Genomic DNA, 17899 nt, shown 5'->3' with positions numbered 1-17899 from the left:
AAGGGTCGCTAAAGCGAGGTGAAGGGTTTGACAGGCGCTTTGCTGGTCAAAGGTGATGGGTTTTCCGTGGGAAAAAGCTATGGATGATTTTTCTCCGCTAAGCTGCAAAAAATCTTTGAACTTAGATTTTATAATCTAAAGTATTTTGTTACTCATTTTTTGACCGAAAGTTGTGTTGTTTAACATGTAAATGATTATTATGCTATTAGCAATTATATGAACACTAAAGGCTACGCCTAAAGTTAAAATATATAGTAGAGTTGTTTCTAAATATTAAGATATTTAAATTCATTATTTTTCTGACGTAGGATGAAAAATTTCCTTAGCCTTTATGGGTTTATCCATAAACACTTCACCTTTTATCCGCGGGAATTAAGGATAAAACCCATCACCTCGCCCTGGCGACTCTTCACCTTTTAACGTGCAAAGCAATCGTTAAAACCCTTCACCGTTGCTCTGCAATTTCTTTATATTAAGCATTAACACTAGCTTCTCTAATCCTTTTTTTTATATCTTCTTATGGTTAGAATTACATTTTTTAAGATTGCATAAATTGGCACCACAGCAAAAGCTGCAAATGGACCTAATAATGCTACTGCAAGTATTACTAAAATTATATCTGTTAATGGATGAATTTTCATGCTTTTTGACATTACAAGCGGAACTACAATCCTCCCTTTTAATGTTTGAACTACTATGAATACAACAGCAAGCTTCACAATCATGTATATTCCCATACTTATGGATATTACTACAGGAATTATCATTGCTATAAAAAAACCAACAAAAGGAATAAATGCAAGCACAAAAGTTATAGATGCTAATACAATTGCATTAGGCATCCCTATTATTTTATAACCAATAAAAATTAATATTGCTAAGGACAATGCTACTTTAGCCTGCCCTGTAACATAGTGACTCAATATATCATCACAATCATCAAGTAATTTATTTAAGACCTCTTTGTTTTCTTCCTTTATAAAAGATAGTAATTTAGGTTTTAATTTATCACCATCACTCAATAAATAATAAACCATAATCACAATCAGAAGGATTACAGAAAACGTATTCATAAAATGTTTTGCAACTATTCTTACTGTATGTCCTATACCACTTACATAATTTGCAACCATGTTTGTAAATAAGCTGTACATTTTTCTTACATCAATATAATTGTTTACAAATTTTAAAGTACCATCAACTTTATTTTTATCTCCAACTATAGTTATAAGATCGCTACTAACTTGATAAAATTGTCTATACGCATATCTCCAAAAATATGATACAAGTCCACTTAATATGAATGTAAAAATTAATAAGCTAAGCAGTCCTGCTTTTTCTGTTCCTAAGCCTTTTCTAATAAAAATTTTATCTAAAGGCCTTATTATGTAATATATTAAAATAGAAACAAACAATGGAATTAAAACTGCCTTATCTACAGTAAATATGAATCTTATGAAAAATTTCATTTTACTTAAGAACATGATTGCTAAAAGTGTTAAGTTTATTATAAGTAAATAATGAATTACCTTATTTTTCAATTTATAAGCCCTCCATATCGAAGCAATAAATCTTTTTATTAAAAACTCCAATTAGGCTTATTTTAAGCATATTTACAAATTTAATTCCTAATTTCATATTAATTTTTCAGTTATATTGTATATGCAATTAAGGGATACTAAAAATTTATTAAAATCCTCTTCACTTAGAAGACTTAATCTTGGTTTAATACCTTTCATAATTTCATCTTTAAAGCTTATTATAGCTTTTATTCCATTATCAGAAATCTTTACATTTATTATTCTTCTATCATCTTTATTAAGTATTCTCTCTACTAATTCCAATTTTATAAGTTTATCAATTACCATTGTTACCTGTTGTTTTGAAACAAACATTTTTTTTGAGAGTTCAGACATACTTAAAATTCCTTCGTCATTAAGTATAAATAACGCCCTATACTGAAGTGGACTTACATTGCTTTTTAGACCTATATCCAGTGATTTTATTACTCTCTTTTCTAAAGTTGGTACTAGGTAAATAAGCTTTTCTACTAACTCTTCCATGTCGTCATTCATGAGCTTCACCTCACTTTCAAGATAATTATATCATAAAAAAAGAAGGACCTCCTTACAAAAGAAAGTCCCTCTTTAAAATTTCATTCAATTTATCTGGATAGTTTGTTATTATTCCATCTACCCCTAGTTTAATTAATTTTTTCATAACAATTTCTTCATTAACTGTATATGTGTTTATAGCTATGCTATTTTCTTTTATTTCATCCACAATTTTTTTGTTCATTACTGCTGAATAATATGGATGAAGTGCATCTGCATTTAATTTTTTAGCATACTCATATGCATTATAAATAGTTCCACAATATAAAAGTCCTGTCTTTATATTATTATCGAGCTCCTTGACCTTAAGCATTGAGTAATGATTAAATGATGATAATATTACATTGTCTTGAAGTCTATATTCATATATCTTTTCAATAGTTTTTTCCTCTAGATTTTCATAATGTATTAAGTCATTCTTTAGTTCTAGGTTTAAAAGAATATTTTTGTCCTTCACGTAATCTAATAATTCATCGATAGTTATAATTCTTTGGTCTTTAAATTTATCACTAAATTTTGTTCCTGCATCCAATTTGCTTAATTCCTTATAAGTATAGTCTTTTATATACCCACTACCATTTGTAGTTCTATTTAAAGTTTCATCATGACATATGACAATAACTCCATCTTTAGTCATGTTTAAATCTGTTTCAATACCATCACAATTTTCTTCTACTGCTTTTTCAAATGCAATCATAGTATTTTCAGGATACTTACTACTAAAACCCCGATGTGCAATATTTAATACTTTTGACATTATTATCTCCTCTTTTTAGTTTGTTCGTTATAGTTATAAATTGCGAAGCACGGGTGAAGGGTTTTCACCTATGATTCGCGGTGAAAAGGCGAAGTGTCGCTAAAGCGAGGTGATGGGTTTGACAGGCGCTTTGCTGGTCAAAGGTTATGGTTTTTCCGTGGGAAAAGGCTATGGATGATTTTTCTCCGCTATGCTACGAAAAATCTTTGAACTTAAAATATATAATCTAAAGTATATTGACATTCATTTTTTTTACCGAAGGTCGCCAGTTTTCAATTAATACGTATTTATTAGCATATTAAACTATCATATTAACACCAAAGGCTACGCCTAAAAGTAAAATCTATGGTTAAAAATACATATTATTGTTGTCTCTAAATATTAAGACACATAAATTCATTATTTTTCCGACCTAAGGAGGAAAAATTTCCTTAGCCTTTATGGATCTATCCATAAACACTTCACCTTTTATCCTCGCTTAGCAGGGATAAAACCAATCACCTCGCCATTTGGCGACCCTTCACCTTTTAATGTGCGAAGCAATCGCTAAAACCCTTCACCTTACTTCGCAATTTCTTTATATTACGTAACAAACCTTATTTATTCTGTTTATTATAATTATCGATAGATTCATTTATTGCTTTTGCTGAATTATCAACAGCCTCCTGTGGTGTTTGTTTATTCTGAAGCATCTGCTCTATGTTTGACTCAACATCCTGTCTTGCTTCAGGGAATACAGCCATTAGTGCACCTACTGCTGTTTTAGGTGATGAGTGTAGTTGATCTATAGCTGTCTTAAATTGTGGATTTTTCTTCAAATTATCTTTCACAATCTGCTGGTCATAAGCTTTTTTTGTTACTGGGAAATATCCTGTTTGAGTATTCCAATAAGCTTGTTCTTCTGGTGATACCATGTATTTTATAAACTCAAATGCTGCTTTTTGTTTTGCAGTATCTTTATTCTTTAAAACCCATAAAGAAGCTCCACCTATAGATACGCCGCCATTGTCTATTCCATCGAAGGATGGAAGTGCTGCCGTTCCAAGGTCAAATCTTCCTCCTATTGCACTTAAGTCAGATGTTAAATCTGCAGTTGATTCAATATACATAGCGGTTTTACCTGCAATAAACGCATTTTCTGTATCGTCTTCGTTTCTTCCAAAGTTTCCAGCGTAACCAGATTGAACTAACTTTTTCCATTCATTTAATACATTAAGTCCACCTCCATTTTTGTCAAAATCCACTGCTGTAGCCGATGAGGTTCTACCATTTCCATTGTTAGCGTAATCTTTTCCTTGTTTAACTAAAAATTGTTCGAAAAACCAACCATATATAGCCATAGAAAACCCATATTGAGTAACATTTCCAGAAGAATCTTTTTTAGTAAGAGCTTTTGCATCTTTTTCTAACTCTTCAAATGTCTTTGGTGGCTTGTTTGGATCAAGACCAGCTTCCTTAAAAGCATTTTTATTATAATATACAATTGGAGTTGATGAGTTAAATGGCATTGAATAAAGCTTTTTATCTACTGTATAATATGATAATAAATTTGGTTCCAAACTTGAAGTATCATATTTATCATTATCAATAAGGGTCTGCATTGGTACTGCCCATTTACTGTCAATCATAAATCTAGTTCCAATATCATATACCTGTGCAATATCCGGTGCACCATTTGCCTTTTCTGCACTTTTAAGTTTATTTATTTCTTCATCGTATTTACCTTGAAATTGTGCTGTAACCTTTATATCCTTGTGAGAGCTATTAAAATCATTCACCATTTTAGTAAGTGCCTGTCCGTTTTTACCACTCATAGCATGCCAAAAGGTAATTTGCACTGGCTTATTTGATGTGGTATTGCTACCGTTAGTAGCACATCCTGATAAAAATCCTACTGCTATTACTGTTGTTAATACTAAGCTAATAATTTTCTTTTTCATTTTTTTCCCCTTTCAAAATAGCAATTATATTTATATACTTTATCAGCCTTTTACAGCACCAGATGTCATTCCATCTATTAGTTGTTTTTGGCCAATTATAAATATTAAAATAGAAGGTAGTAATACCATTACAATTCCGGCCATAATAAGACCAAAGGATTGATTTTCTGCAAACTGAAGCATACCTATACCTATTTGTACTGTTCTTGATGTATCTTTGCTTGTTACAAGTAGCGGCCATAGATATTGATTCCATGCAACAAGAAAGGAATAAATTCCAAGCGATCCTGCTACAGGTTTAGATAATGGTAATACTATTTTTATAAAAAACTTAAAATTACTGCATCCATCTAATTTTGATGCTTCATATAATTCTTTTGGAAGTGTCAAATAATATTGTCTCATTATAAATATTCCCATAGCTGAGGAAAGATATGGGACTGTTAAAGCTTTATAACTGTCAAGCCATCCTAGTGAACCTATTGTAAGATAGTTTGATATTATTGTTGTTTCACCAGGTATCATCATGGTAGCTAACATTGCAATAAATAATATGTTTTTGCCTTTAAATTTAAAGAACGCGAATACAAAGGCAGCCATACTTGAAGTCACTATTTGACCTATAGTTATTAATAGGGAAACAACAAAACTGTTAAATATAAAGGTAAGTATCGGAGCTGTATTTAATGCATCTTTATAATTTTGAATGTATATGCTCTTCGGAATTAGTTTTGGTGGAAAACTAAATATTTGATCTGGAGGCATTAAACTAATAAGTAATGCATATAATAGTGGCGAAATTGTAATTAGTCCAAAGATTATGTTTGCCACATAAAGACTTATTTTTTTCATTTTTATCTGCATATTGAATCTCCCATCTTAATTTACTATTGATAAAAAACTTTACTTTTTTCATATTTAAATTGAAACAATGTTATTACGAGCATTATTAAGAAAAGAATAATTGACTCTGCACTAGCTGCTCCAAATTTATTGTTAAAAAAGGCATCTCTATATATTGAAAAGACAAGTACATTAGTTGCATTTCCAGGACCACCTGATGTCATAATATTTATTGGTCCAAAAGTCTGAAATGCATTTATTATATTTATAATCATTACAAAAAAAAGAGTTGGTGATAAATATGGTAAAATAATGCTTTTTAACACACGAAAATAACCTGCACCATCTATGCTAGCACTTTCATATAATTCCTTTGGTATATTTTTAAGTCCCGTAGTTATAAAAATATAGTTTACACAAGCATTAAGCCATATAGTTACAATTGATACTGCCATTAGCCCCCAAAATGAACTGGTAAACCATCCTATTTTTACTCCTAATATATAATTTATGAGACCTATACTAGGATTGAAAAGCAACATCCAAATTATTGCAGCTGATGCTGATGACACTGCCATAGGCATAGCATAAAGAGTTGTAAAAAAGCCTTTAAATTTTAGTTTATTATTTGTAAGTAATGCTGTGAATAATCCTATTAGAATTGATGGTATAGTTGTAATTATTACAAATTTTAATGTTACTACTATACTATTTATAAAAGCTTCAGACTTAAAGAGTTCAATGTAATTTGATAGTCCAACAAAACTACTCACTTCTCCTATAGCATTTGTTGTGACAAGACTTAAATATATAGTTTTTATAAATGGAAAATAAGTAAATATTATAAAAATCAATAAACATGGCACTAGATATAAATAAGGTTCCGCCACAGTAAAAATATTTCTTTTTACTGCTTTTTCATGTTTATTATCAACAATTATACTTCGTACTTCTTGCATAGCTTTACCTCCACAAATTTAATTCTATATAAATTGTACATAAATGATGTTAAGTTCATGTTACACTAAAACTAAGGGCATGTTAAAAAACAAGACATTTCAAAAGTTTTATTTTGCTTTGAAATGTCTTATTTATTCAATCAGTAGTCCTGCAGTTCACATAATATTTGCTTAAATATATTTACATGAATTTTTTCATCCATTATAATTCTCTCTAGAAGTCTTTGAATATCACAATTTTTTATTTGTTGAATGTGTTTCTCATATTGAAGAATTGCTGCATATTCTGATTCAATAGCTAATTTTAATCTATCCTTAGTACTGTGCCCGTAAGGCACAAATTCACCTCTCCAAAACCTACCGCAACCATCATAAAATTTTGGATTTGCTCCTAATTGAATAATTACATCTGCCAATAGATCTAAATGACACATTTCAACTATTGCAATTCCTAAAAACACATCTTGTATACACTCATCTTCAGTTTTTACATGAGCATAAACATACTGCGCTATTGCTGTGTACTCACTTGTGCAAGATGCATAATCATCTAAAAGTAAAGATGCATAAAATTTGTTTTTATGCTCAACACAAACTTCGGGATATGGTAAGTTTGCCCTATAACATGATTTGTCCATATAAATTCATCTCCTTTGCATCTCATAGCAATATTATAATATTGCTATAAAATGCTAGATGTACCTGTATAGTCAGCTCTCATAAATATTTTCTTGATAATATAACTTATATTTCTTATAATATAAGTTTAAAAGCAAGTTATATTTTTAATATATATTGTGGTATAACTTTAAACTTATTCAACACGAGGAGATTCTGTTAATGAAAAAATTCAAAAAAACATATATAGAAATCACAAATGTTTGTAATTTAAATTGCGATTTTTGCCCAAAGTCTGCTAGACATCCCGAGTTTATGAAAATTCAACTATTTGAAAAGATATTAAATCAAATAAAAGATTATTCTAATCATATATATTTTCATGTTAAGGGGGAACCAACAATGCACCCTGACCTTGAAGCATTTTTACATATGGCCAATGCTCATGGTTATAAAGTAAATCTAACAACAAATGGAACACTCCTAAATAGTACAAAAAATATGCTACTTAACAAACCTGCTCTTAGGCAAATAAATTTTTCACTTCACAGCTTTGATGCTAATGAAAAAACTACTACTATGAAAGACTATTTAGATGAAATCTTAAATTTTGCAAAAGAAACTTCATTAAATACAAATATAATTTCAGCACTCAGATTGTGGAATCTAAGTGAAGATAACAATATTAATCTTAGCGAGGAGCATAACAGACATATACTTAAACAAATAGAAGAGGCTTTTAATTTAGATTATATGATAAAAGAAAAACTAGGAACACAAAGAGGAATAAAACTTTCTCACAATGTATATTTGAATCAAGCCTCCCGTTTTAATTGGCCTGATTTAAATGAAACTCAAAATAATCTTTGTGGTTTTTGTTATGGCTTAAGAGATCAAATTGCTATTCTAGTAGATGGTACTGTAGTTCCTTGTTGCCTTGATGGTGAAGGTATAATTAATTTAGGAAATATAAACCATACTAAATTTGAGGACATTATAGAAAATGATAGAGCTAATGCGTTATACGATGGATTTTCTAATAGAAATGTAGTTGAACCTTTATGTCAAAAATGTGACTATAGAAGAAGATTCAACCTGTAACGAAGTTTGTTCATAGTAGTGAGATACTGATAAGTACGGGTGAAGGTTTTTCACCTATGCTTCGCGGTGAAAAGGCGAAGGGTCGACAAGTCGAGGTGATGTGTTTGACAGGCGCTTCGCTGGTCAAAGGTGATGGGTTTTCCGTGGGAAAAAGCTATGGATGATTTTTCTCCGTCATGCTACGAAAAATCTTTGAACTTATATTTATAATCTAATCTAAAGTACATTGCTCTTCATTTTTGACCGTAGGTCGCTAGTTTTCAATGAAGATGTATTTATTAGAATATTAAACTACTACCTAAGGTCCAAAGGCTACGGTTAAAATATATATTAGAGTTATCTTCAAATATTAAAACATATAAACAAAATCAATTATTTTTCTGACCTAAGGAGAAAAAATTTCCTTAGCCTTTATGGATCTATCCATAAACCCTTCACCTTTTAACGTGCGAAGCAATCGTTAAAACCATTAACCAGTGCTTGGTAATTTCCTCATATTATGTTATTCTTTTATATCAAGTACTTCCTTTAATTTTCTCATATTTATATCTGTAATAATCCCATTGTTATCCCAATGTTTTTTGCATCCACAATAATCAAGTATTATGCATTGTGGAACTAAATTTAATCGTCTTGCGGCAAATCCACCTTCTAATAGGTTCAACAGACAAGCCACTCCAACAATTCCCACTTCCCCATACTTAACATCTTTATCTTTAAACGCTGAAGAACCATGTTGTATAATTAAAACTTCAAATCCAAATCTTGTCCCCATTTCACTCAGTTTATTAACATTACATTCTTTCGTACAATGTCTACAGATATACCCTTCTTCTGCTACTGTAGCTTTACATTGTTTTTCATCATTATATCTCATACAAATTGGAACAAGGAGCTTCTTATTTTTTGTTTTAAAAAAATCGTTTTTATAAGCTCTATTGAGTATTTCAGCTCCAACCATATTTAGGTGATACTCAATTCTTTGCCTTCCAGTAAAAATAATATCTTCTTTAAATTTATGTGTGTGGTTTTGTTTTTGTAGAAATGACTCTACATTTGATGTGTATTTACCTACTACCTGTTCACTTTTATTTTTAAACCATTTACCATAGTTTATTAATGATTTTAGTATATTAACTAATTCTTCTTCTGGCAAAATTTTAAAATAGCTCTCCCAATTTGAAAATCTTTTTGTTTCTTCATTGAATTCACCTGAAGCAATTAACCAACCTTTAAGCTTTTTAAAATTTAAAAATGATACATCAATTTCATCATCGGATTTTTGGGTTAGAAAAATCGTAGAAAAAAAACCTCTAATAATATCTGCATATATTTTCATTTTTCCTTCATTTTCTCTTAAGCTTAATAATCTAAGAAGAATTTTTTCATTAGTTTTTGTTAATAGCTTCGCATTATTAGAATATACTCCCCAAAGTACTCCAATTATTAAAGCTTCTAAGATGTATTCTTCTATATTTCTTAATGTTTCAAATTTATTTGCACTAATATAATTCGTAAAATCCTTAATAACTTGCCTAAGATTTTTTTCTCCATAAAATAGCGTTTCATCTGCTAAAAATTTAATATCACAATAATATTGATTTGAGTTTATGTTTTGTTGGGGAAGTGAATAGGTAATAATATTTTTCATAATTTACTCCTAATTAGTTATTTTTAGGTAGCACAAACCAATGTAAGTTTATTATATCATTAATTGCACAATATTACATAGTTCAAATATTATACTTATATCGTGAGGAATGCATGGATTATTGTTTTTTCATAATAGTGATAAATTGCGAAGCATAGGTGAAGGGTTTGACATGCGCTTTGCTGGTCAAAGGTGATGGGTTTTCCGTGGGAAAAAACTATGGATAATTTTTCTCCGCTATGCTGCGAAAAATCTTTGAACATAAAATATATAATCTAAAGTATATTGACATTCATTTTTTACCGAAGGTCATGGTGTTGCATAAATAAGTATTATTAGCATATTAAAATCAATGGTTTTCAAGCTTTTTGTTATAATCAAAAAACAAGTAATGTTTTTTGCTTTTATAGCAGTGGAAGCCTCATTTTCTAGGTTGGTGCAAACCGCATAAAATCCATCAAATGCAGCTTCCTGATCAATTAGAGTAGTATCTATTGTATTATGATCCATTTCAACCTGTCATTTACGAATAATAGGAGAATGTAACGTTAAATAAACTTTACTTATAAAGCTGTCAAAAACCCGAGGCTACGCCCAAAAACAAAACCTACGGTTAAAATATATAATAGCGTTATCTCTAAATATTAAGATATGTAAATTTAAATTCATTATTTTTCTGACGTAGGAAGAAAAATTTCCTTAGCCTTTATGGCTTTGTCCATAAACACTTCACCTTTTATCCGAGCCTTGCAAGGATAAAACCCATCACCTCGCCCATAGGCGATCTTTAACCTTTTAACGTGCGAAGCAATCGTTAAAACCCTTCACCAATGCTTCGCAATTTCTTTATATTATAAACTTAAGTCATATTTTTACTTGAATCTTTTAATTATATCTTCAACACTGAGTTTTTCTTGATTTCCAGTTGTCATATCCTTAAAACTTAACATGCCACTTCTTATTTCTTCTTCTCCTATAATAATTACATAGGGAATTCCAGTATTATTAGCATAATTAAGCTTTTTACCAAATTTAGTTTTTTCTAAGTATACTTCTGAATTTATTTCTTCTTCTCTTAATTTTTTAGCTATATCAATGGCATAATCCATTTCTTCATCCATAGGCACTATTAAAACTTTTGATAAGGAGGCCTTTAAACCATCATCCTTTAAAACACCAATTTCTTTAAGTTGAGAAAATAATCTTGTAATTCCTATGGACATTCCTACGCCTTGAAGTTTTTCTTTAGTATAATACTCAGCTAAATTGTCATAACGTCCACCTGAACATATTGACCCTATGCCTCTAAAATCATCAATTATTGTTTCATAAACAGTTCCAGTATAATAGTCTAATCCTCTAGCTATTTTTAAATCAATAACATAATTTTCTTCTGTCACTCCAAAACACTCAAGATAGTGTGTTACTTTTTCAATTTCATCCAAACCTTCATTAAATGTTATTTCTTCAATGTTTAAAGCCTTAAGAGCATTTAAAACCTTTTGTTTTTTTCCATCTATACTAATAAAATCTATAATTTTATCCACAGTTTCATTTTGAATTCCAATAGTTATCAACTCTTCTTTAACAGAATCCACACCTATTTTGTCTAGCTTATCCACGATTCTTAATACATCTACTGCATCTGTAACATCTAGAGACTTGAAAAATCCATTTAAAATTTTCCTATTATTTATGTGTATTTTAAAAGCTGGAAGACCAATTTCCTTAAATATTCTACACATTATACTTGGAAGTTCCGCGTCATTTACAAGACTTAGATTTCCCTTAGATATAACATCTATATCACATTGATAAAATTCACGATAACGTCCTTTTTGACTTCTTTCTCCTCTATATACCTTTCCAATCTGATACCTTCTAAAAGGAAAAACAATATCTTCCATGTGTTGCGCTGAATATCTTGCGAATGGAACCGTTAAGTCGAACCTCAATGATATATCATTGCTACCTTTTGTAAATCTATAAATTTGTTTATCAGTTTCTTCGCTACCTTTAGCAAGAAGTATTTCACTTTTTTCCATTATAGGTGTATCTATAGGAACAAAGCCACTTTTCTCATAATTTCTTTTAATAATATCCATTATTCTATTAAATTCTATTTGTTCTTTAGGTAATAACTCCATAAAACCTGACAATGTTGATGGTTTAATAATTTTATTATTCATATTTTTCCTCCTTAATATATATAAAAAACCGTGCAGAATCATACCTGCACGGCTACAAACAATTTAATTAAAGTGTCCACCGCCAAAGATACAATTCCAGTTAAACTAGACCTCTGCATCTATGGTTGTTTTTTCCATGATACAAGGTCTAATAATGGTGATGGTGAACTGATACAATTACTTTAACTAAATTTATCATAAATTTTCTCCTAATTAAATAATTCAATCTTTTAAAATTATATCATATACCAACTAAGCCTTCAAGTAATCGCAATATTTTATTTGTTAATATAAAAAAGTAGAAAGCCAATTGTCACTACATATTAGCTTTCTACCATATATTTCTTATGCAGTTCTTCCTTCAAGTTTTGTCCTTCTGCTTGTTTTTTCTTGTGGAACCCTTATAGTAAGTGCAATAACAATTGATATTAGGCACATTACCCCTATAACTACGAAAGTTGCTTTAAAACTTCCTGCAATACTTGCTATGACTGATCCTGAAAGTGCTCCAATTCCAAAACCTTGATATATGATTCCATAATTTTTACTATGATTCTTAAGCCCAAAGAAGTCACCTACAATTGCTGGGAATACCGTAATGTTTCCACCAAAACAGAACGCAATTCCGGCAACACAGGCAAAGAATATTCCAAAGTTAAGATGTACTGTATCCATAACAAACACACTTATTGCAGTTACTGCGAAGGTAAATAATAAAACTTTGAGTCTGCCAACTTTATCTGATAATGCTCCTAAAATAATCCTTCCTGCTGTATTAAAGATAGCTACCATTGCTACTGCATTTGCTGCTACTGCTGTATTAAGTCCTGCTAGTTGTACACCAATATCCTTAACAATTCCTATAAGATAAAGACCACTCATACATGCGGTAAACATCATTATGAATAATAAATAAGCTTCTTTTTTCTTCAACATTTGTGTTGGTGTGTAATCATTTTTCACCTCAGCTTTAGCATCTACTACTGTTACTTCTTGCGCATCCTTTAATAGCTGTGCACCACCTGATACTAATATAAATGCTATAATTCCCCAACATAAGAATGCAAATGTAACACCCTTTGAACTGATAACACCTGAATTTACATATTTAAATATTAAACTTCCAGCTCCATAAGATCCTACAGAAATTCCTGATATAAGTCCTTTTTTCTCTGGAAACCATTTTATACAATTTGAAAGTGAAGTCATATAAGCTATTCCATCTGCTGCTCCAACAATTACACCTGCTGTTAAATAAAGCATTCCTATTGAATTTACTTTAGAAGTTAAAATAAGTCCTCCACCTAATATTATTCCAGACAAGGTTATAAGTTTTCTTATGCCAATTTTATCTTGAATTTTTCCTGCAAATAAAGTTGCAAATGCTAGCGCAAAACTAGTAATTGAAAATGTAACTGATACTCTACTTAGTTGCCACCCAAATTTATCTGCAAGTGGTTGATTAAATAAACTCCATGTGTAGATTGTTCCAAGACCTATTTGAGTAATTATTGTTCCTATTAATATTAAAAGCCTGCTATTAGATTGTTTTTCAGTTTTTAACATTTTCCTCACTCCTCTTATATAAAAGTTGTGGTTTAAACCCTTTGTTCCACATCCCTTTGTTTGACTACATTATATCTCCATATATAAGTCTTAAGAGGTTTTAGTGAATGAAATGCTGTTATTACTACCTAGAATGCACTTATATGTTCATAATCTGCTTGAAATTTTTTACATTGCTTCTGCTTACGGGAATCTCTTTTGGAATATCCTTTAGCCTTAGATTATAAGTGTTATTAAACCAGGGTATTATTTCCTTTATCTTTGTAAGATTAACAATATACGATCTGTGACATTTAAAAAACATTTCCTTTGATAAAGTTTCATAAAATTCCGATATTGGCATTTTTACAATATATTCTTCATTTTTAGTTAAAACACAGGTTTCTCTGTCCTTTGCTTCACAGTAATATATATCATCTATATTTGTAACTATTATCTTATCATTCTTAAATAAATTTATTCTATTTGTAATTGTATGAAGTTCTCCATTTTTTGAGTTGTAACTAAGCTCAAGCTTTTTTAGCATAGATTTAATCCTAGATTCTTCATATGGTTTTAATATATAATCAAAAGCTTCTATTTCAAAGGCTTCAACAGCATGTTCTTTATAAGCTGTTATAAAAACTATGTAAGGTTTTTCAGAAAAGTGACTTAAATTTTTTGCAATTACAATACCATCAACAGAACCTATATTAATATCTAAAAATATAACATCTATTTTATTGTTTTGTAAAAACTTCAAAACTTCTATACCATCTTCAAATTCTCCAGCTATTTCAATATTGCTGAAATTTTTAATAAAATATTTTAGTTCTTCTCTTGCAATAAATTCATCTTCAACTATTATACATTTCACAATATCATCTCCTAATAAAAAATTCCATTTTAGTACCCTTTTCTAATCTTTCGATTTTAATACCCTCACCATATATGAGTTTGAGTCTTAAATGAACATTATATAAACCAATCTTATTTTCAGGCATGTTTCCACTATAAACATTTTTTATTATATCTTCACTTATACCAACCCCACTATCTTCAACTGTTATCTTTATGCTTTCATCTTTGCAGTTTTTAACGCTAAGTTTTATTGTTCCTTTACCTTTGCTTGGAAGCAATCCATGAATTATAGCATTTTCTACTAATGGTTGTATTATAAGACTTGGTACTTTCGCATCCACATCATCAATATCATAAATAAGATTAATTTTATCTCCAAATCTTGCTTTTTCTATTTCTACAAAATCTTTAACCTGTTTAAGTTCTTTTTTTATATCTATCTCCTCATCGTTAATTTCAAGATTATACCTTAGATAATTTGATAAATTTATTATAAGTTCTCTTGCTTTATCTGGATTTATTCTAATAAATGAGGTTATTGCATTTAAAGCATTAAACAAAAAGTGAGGATTGATTTGTCGCTGTAATGCTCTTATTTCAGCCTTGTTAGCACTTTCCTTTATTTGTTCAAGTTTAGATACCTCCATCAAAGTTGATATTATCTGTGAAAGACCTACTGCAAGAGCTTTAATAGAATAAGTTATTTTATTGGAGGACTTGTAATATATTTTTAAAGTTCCATTTACTCCATTTTTATCTTCAAATGGTATTATAATGGCAGATTTTAAGTTACTATGGTCATCTTTTACATTATCATTATTTATAATTATTTCATTCTTTAAAAGTGCTCTTTTAGTAGCCTCATTTATTATTTTATTTTCAACATTATATATTTCTTCATCAACTCCAACATATGCAAGTACATGAATTTTATCAGTTATAGATACTGCATCTGCATGCATATGTTCTTTAATAATTGTGCATATTTTTCTTAAGGATTCATTGTTTGTATTTCTAAAATAAGGGAGCGTCTCGTTGGCAATATCTAATGCAAGTTTAGATTGCTGTCCTGCTATCATTTCCTTTTCATCTTCTACAAACTGAATTAAAATTATAATAAACCCTACATTTATTTCACCTAATATCATTGGAATTGATATTTTAGAAACTATATTTAATCCGAGCATGTATGGTTTCGTGATTATTAGTATAAGTACCATAGTCAATACTTCACAAACCATTCCAAGTAAAATTCCGGCTATATATAAATATTTTCTTTGAACTTTCTTATTTACATATCCTGATGAAACACCTGCTACTATGCTTGTTATAAGACATGGAAGTGATGTTACTCCATGAACATCTATTAAAAATCTATGAGTTCCTGCAACAATTCCAGTTATTATACCAACCTCTGGTCCAAACAATATACCACCAGATACTATTGTTATAGTTCTTATATTTACTAAAGATCCATCCACATTAATACCGCAATACGTTTCGAAAATAGCAAAGGCTGAGAATATAACACATATAATTGCGATATCTTTTTTTTCATAATTTTCTTTCTGAAATATCTTTCTAAAACCCTTAATCCTTGTCATTATAAACAAAAGTACTAATAACCACATTGCTCTTTCCATAAGCATAGTGAACATATTAAAAATATACAATAACATAATTAATTTCCTTTCACATTTAGATACCTTTATTTTAACCTAATAACGTTAATTTGCAAAATGCATAAATATTCTAAATTCAGGACATAATTCTTATATAAATAAGTCTTATTATTTTGTATATTGACACACAAAAAATATCTTAGTATAATTGAATGAATGTTATATTTTAATCAATGACAAAAGGGAGTAGTTTACTAGATATTGTCAACATATTGGCTTTAAGCCTGGCAGTATCCGCAAAATGCGAAACGAGACTTTTGGCGTATTTTTCTAATACGCCAAGGGTCTTTTATTTTTTTATTGATTAAATAAAGTTGGTTCACATTTCGGATGTTATTACTTTTATTAGTTTCATCATCCCCTAGGAGGAAAAAACATGATTGTATCACTTTTGGTTATGCTTGCAGCTGCGCTGATAATATATTTTAGCAGCGAACTGTTTGTAAACGGAGTTGAATGGGTTGGAAAAGCATTCAACATATCTCAAAATGCAGTAGGAACAATTCTTGCAGCCTTTGGTACTGCCCTTCCAGAAAGCATTGTTACTTTTATAGCTGTAGTTTTTGGAACTAGTTCAAGTCAAAAGGACATTGGCGTTGGCGCTGCTCTTGGAGGTCCTCTAGTTCTAAGCACTCTTGCTTATGCCATCGTTGGAATAAGTATAATATTGTTTAGTGGCAAAAGAAAATCCGGAAATTGTATTAATGTTAATAGTGCTAGACTCTCTAGAGATCAAGTCTGGTTCATGGGGATTTTTGCTTTTAAGGTTTTGTTAGGCCTCGTAGCTTTTTCAATAAAGCCATGGCTTGGATTTTTGTTTTTAGCAGCATATGCTCTTTATTTTTATAGAGAGATGAGTGCGGAAACAGAAACCGTTCAAGATGAATTAGAACCTCTAAAGTTTTGTTCAAAAAGTAAAACTCCCCCAAAATCAATGATATTACTTCAAACACTTTTTGCACTAATTTTAATTTTTGTTGGCTCACAATTATTTGTACATAATTTAGAAACCTTAAGTATATCTCTTGGAATGGCTCCACATTTGGTATCACTATTGTTAAGTCCCGTGGCAACAGAATTACCAGAAATATTGAATGCACTTATATGGGTAAGACAAGGAAAAGAACATTTAGCTCTTGCAAACATTAGCGGTTCTATGATGATTCAGGCTACAATACCAAGTGCACTTGGTATTTTCTTTACTCCATGGATATTTGATAAATCACTCATACTTTCTGCTATAATAACATTTATTGCAATTATGTCTATATGGATAAACTTAAAAAGAGGTTGTATTTCTGCAAAAAAATTATCTTTAAATACGATTTTTTATGTTATTTTTATTGTAGGTATAATAATTATTAGGAGTTAATTTCAAATTCCCCTATGTATCAAGATGTCATATATATAATAATTAAATTTAATAGGATTAAAAGTTTTTCATATTATTAAAGATATGAAGGAAAACTTTTAATCCTATTTTTATGTATAATTATACATTTATCATTTATATAAATTTTATTACACTTTTTATCTAATTTCTTAACATTACATAACCAAATATCACAACACCACACATGTTTACATTTTATTATCATATTAATAACAAAATATTGTTTTATTTGATTACTTTATACAT

At 29.7% G+C, this 17899-nt stretch carries 15 protein-coding genes; 2 read left to right on the top strand and 13 right to left on the bottom strand.

The window, feature by feature from the left end; translation table 11 throughout:
• Positions 1–494: 494 nt before the first annotated feature.
• The 7 genes from B8978_RS16500 to B8978_RS16470 form a co-directional block, all read right to left on the bottom strand.
• The gene (locus B8978_RS16500; RefSeq protein ID WP_084117396.1) at positions 495–1541 is read right to left on the bottom strand and encodes an AI-2E family transporter; all 1047 of its coding nucleotides are present in this window, start codon (positions 1539–1541) and stop codon (positions 495–497) included.
• A gap of 93 nt (positions 1542–1634) precedes the next feature.
• A complete protein-coding gene (locus B8978_RS16495) occupies positions 1635–2075 on the bottom strand; it encodes a MarR family winged helix-turn-helix transcriptional regulator (RefSeq protein WP_084117395.1) in 441 nt (146 codons plus the stop codon).
• 52 nt (positions 2076–2127) lie between these two features.
• Positions 2128–2871: a glycerophosphodiester phosphodiesterase gene (locus B8978_RS16490; protein ID WP_084117394.1), complete on the bottom strand. Its 744-nt coding sequence runs from the start codon at positions 2869–2871 to the stop codon at positions 2128–2130.
• Between the two features lie 596 nt (positions 2872–3467).
• Positions 3468–4811 (bottom strand): ABC transporter substrate-binding protein, encoded by a 1344-nt coding sequence (locus tag B8978_RS16485; protein ID WP_084117393.1) that lies wholly within the window; start codon positions 4809–4811, stop codon positions 3468–3470.
• 42 nt (positions 4812–4853) lie between these two features.
• Complete coding sequence (locus tag B8978_RS16480) at positions 4854–5675, bottom strand: carbohydrate ABC transporter permease (RefSeq protein WP_084117392.1); 822 nt, start codon at positions 5673–5675, stop codon at positions 4854–4856.
• Between the two features lie 23 nt (positions 5676–5698).
• The gene (locus tag B8978_RS16475) at positions 5699–6613 is read right to left on the bottom strand and encodes a carbohydrate ABC transporter permease (RefSeq protein WP_084117391.1); all 915 of its coding nucleotides are present in this window, start codon (positions 6611–6613) and stop codon (positions 5699–5701) included.
• Positions 6614–6753: 140 nt separating this feature from the next.
• Entirely contained in the window at positions 6754–7251 is a 498-nt protein-coding gene (locus tag B8978_RS16470) for a ferritin-like domain-containing protein (protein WP_084117390.1), read from the bottom strand.
• A gap of 202 nt (positions 7252–7453) precedes the next feature.
• On the opposite strand from B8978_RS16470, the gene B8978_RS16465 reads away from it, so the two are divergent.
• Entirely contained in the window at positions 7454–8332 is an 879-nt protein-coding gene (locus tag B8978_RS16465) for a radical SAM/SPASM domain-containing protein (protein ID WP_084117389.1), read from the top strand.
• 502 nt (positions 8333–8834) lie between these two features.
• Here B8978_RS16465 and B8978_RS16460 read toward each other — a convergent pair.
• From B8978_RS16460 to B8978_RS16435, 6 genes are all read right to left on the bottom strand, one after another.
• Complete coding sequence (locus B8978_RS16460) at positions 8835–9983, bottom strand: DUF116 domain-containing protein (RefSeq protein ID WP_084117388.1); 1149 nt, start codon at positions 9981–9983, stop codon at positions 8835–8837.
• Between the two features lie 309 nt (positions 9984–10292).
• Entirely contained in the window at positions 10293–10493 is a 201-nt protein-coding gene (locus B8978_RS16455; protein ID WP_084117387.1) for a hypothetical protein, read from the bottom strand.
• Between the two features lie 362 nt (positions 10494–10855).
• Complete coding sequence (hisS, locus tag B8978_RS16450) at positions 10856–12172, bottom strand: histidine--tRNA ligase (RefSeq protein ID WP_084117386.1); 1317 nt, start codon at positions 12170–12172, stop codon at positions 10856–10858.
• Positions 12173–12517: 345 nt separating this feature from the next.
• Positions 12518–13738 (bottom strand): L-lactate MFS transporter, encoded by a 1221-nt coding sequence (locus tag B8978_RS16445; RefSeq protein WP_084117385.1) that lies wholly within the window; start codon positions 13736–13738, stop codon positions 12518–12520.
• 139 nt (positions 13739–13877) lie between these two features.
• On the bottom strand, positions 13878–14594 hold the full coding sequence (locus tag B8978_RS16440) for a LytR/AlgR family response regulator transcription factor (protein WP_084117384.1): 717 nt from the start codon (positions 14592–14594) through the stop codon (positions 13878–13880).
• A 4-nt stretch (positions 14595–14598) separates the two neighbouring features.
• Positions 14599–16257, bottom strand: a complete 1659-nt coding sequence (locus B8978_RS16435; protein ID WP_084117383.1) for a sensor histidine kinase — start codon at positions 16255–16257, stop codon at positions 14599–14601.
• A gap of 379 nt (positions 16258–16636) precedes the next feature.
• On the opposite strand from B8978_RS16435, the gene B8978_RS16430 reads away from it, so the two are divergent.
• Complete coding sequence (locus B8978_RS16430) at positions 16637–17632, top strand: sodium:calcium antiporter (RefSeq protein ID WP_084117382.1); 996 nt, start codon at positions 16637–16639, stop codon at positions 17630–17632.
• Positions 17633–17899: the final 267 nt, after the last annotated feature.

Source organism: Clostridium acidisoli DSM 12555 (assembly GCF_900176305.1).
Taxonomy (GTDB): domain Bacteria; phylum Bacillota; class Clostridia; order Clostridiales; family Clostridiaceae; genus Clostridium_I; species Clostridium_I acidisoli.
The sequence above is the reverse complement of the archived record's forward strand: the minus strand, read 5'-3'. Positions and strand labels throughout refer to the sequence as shown.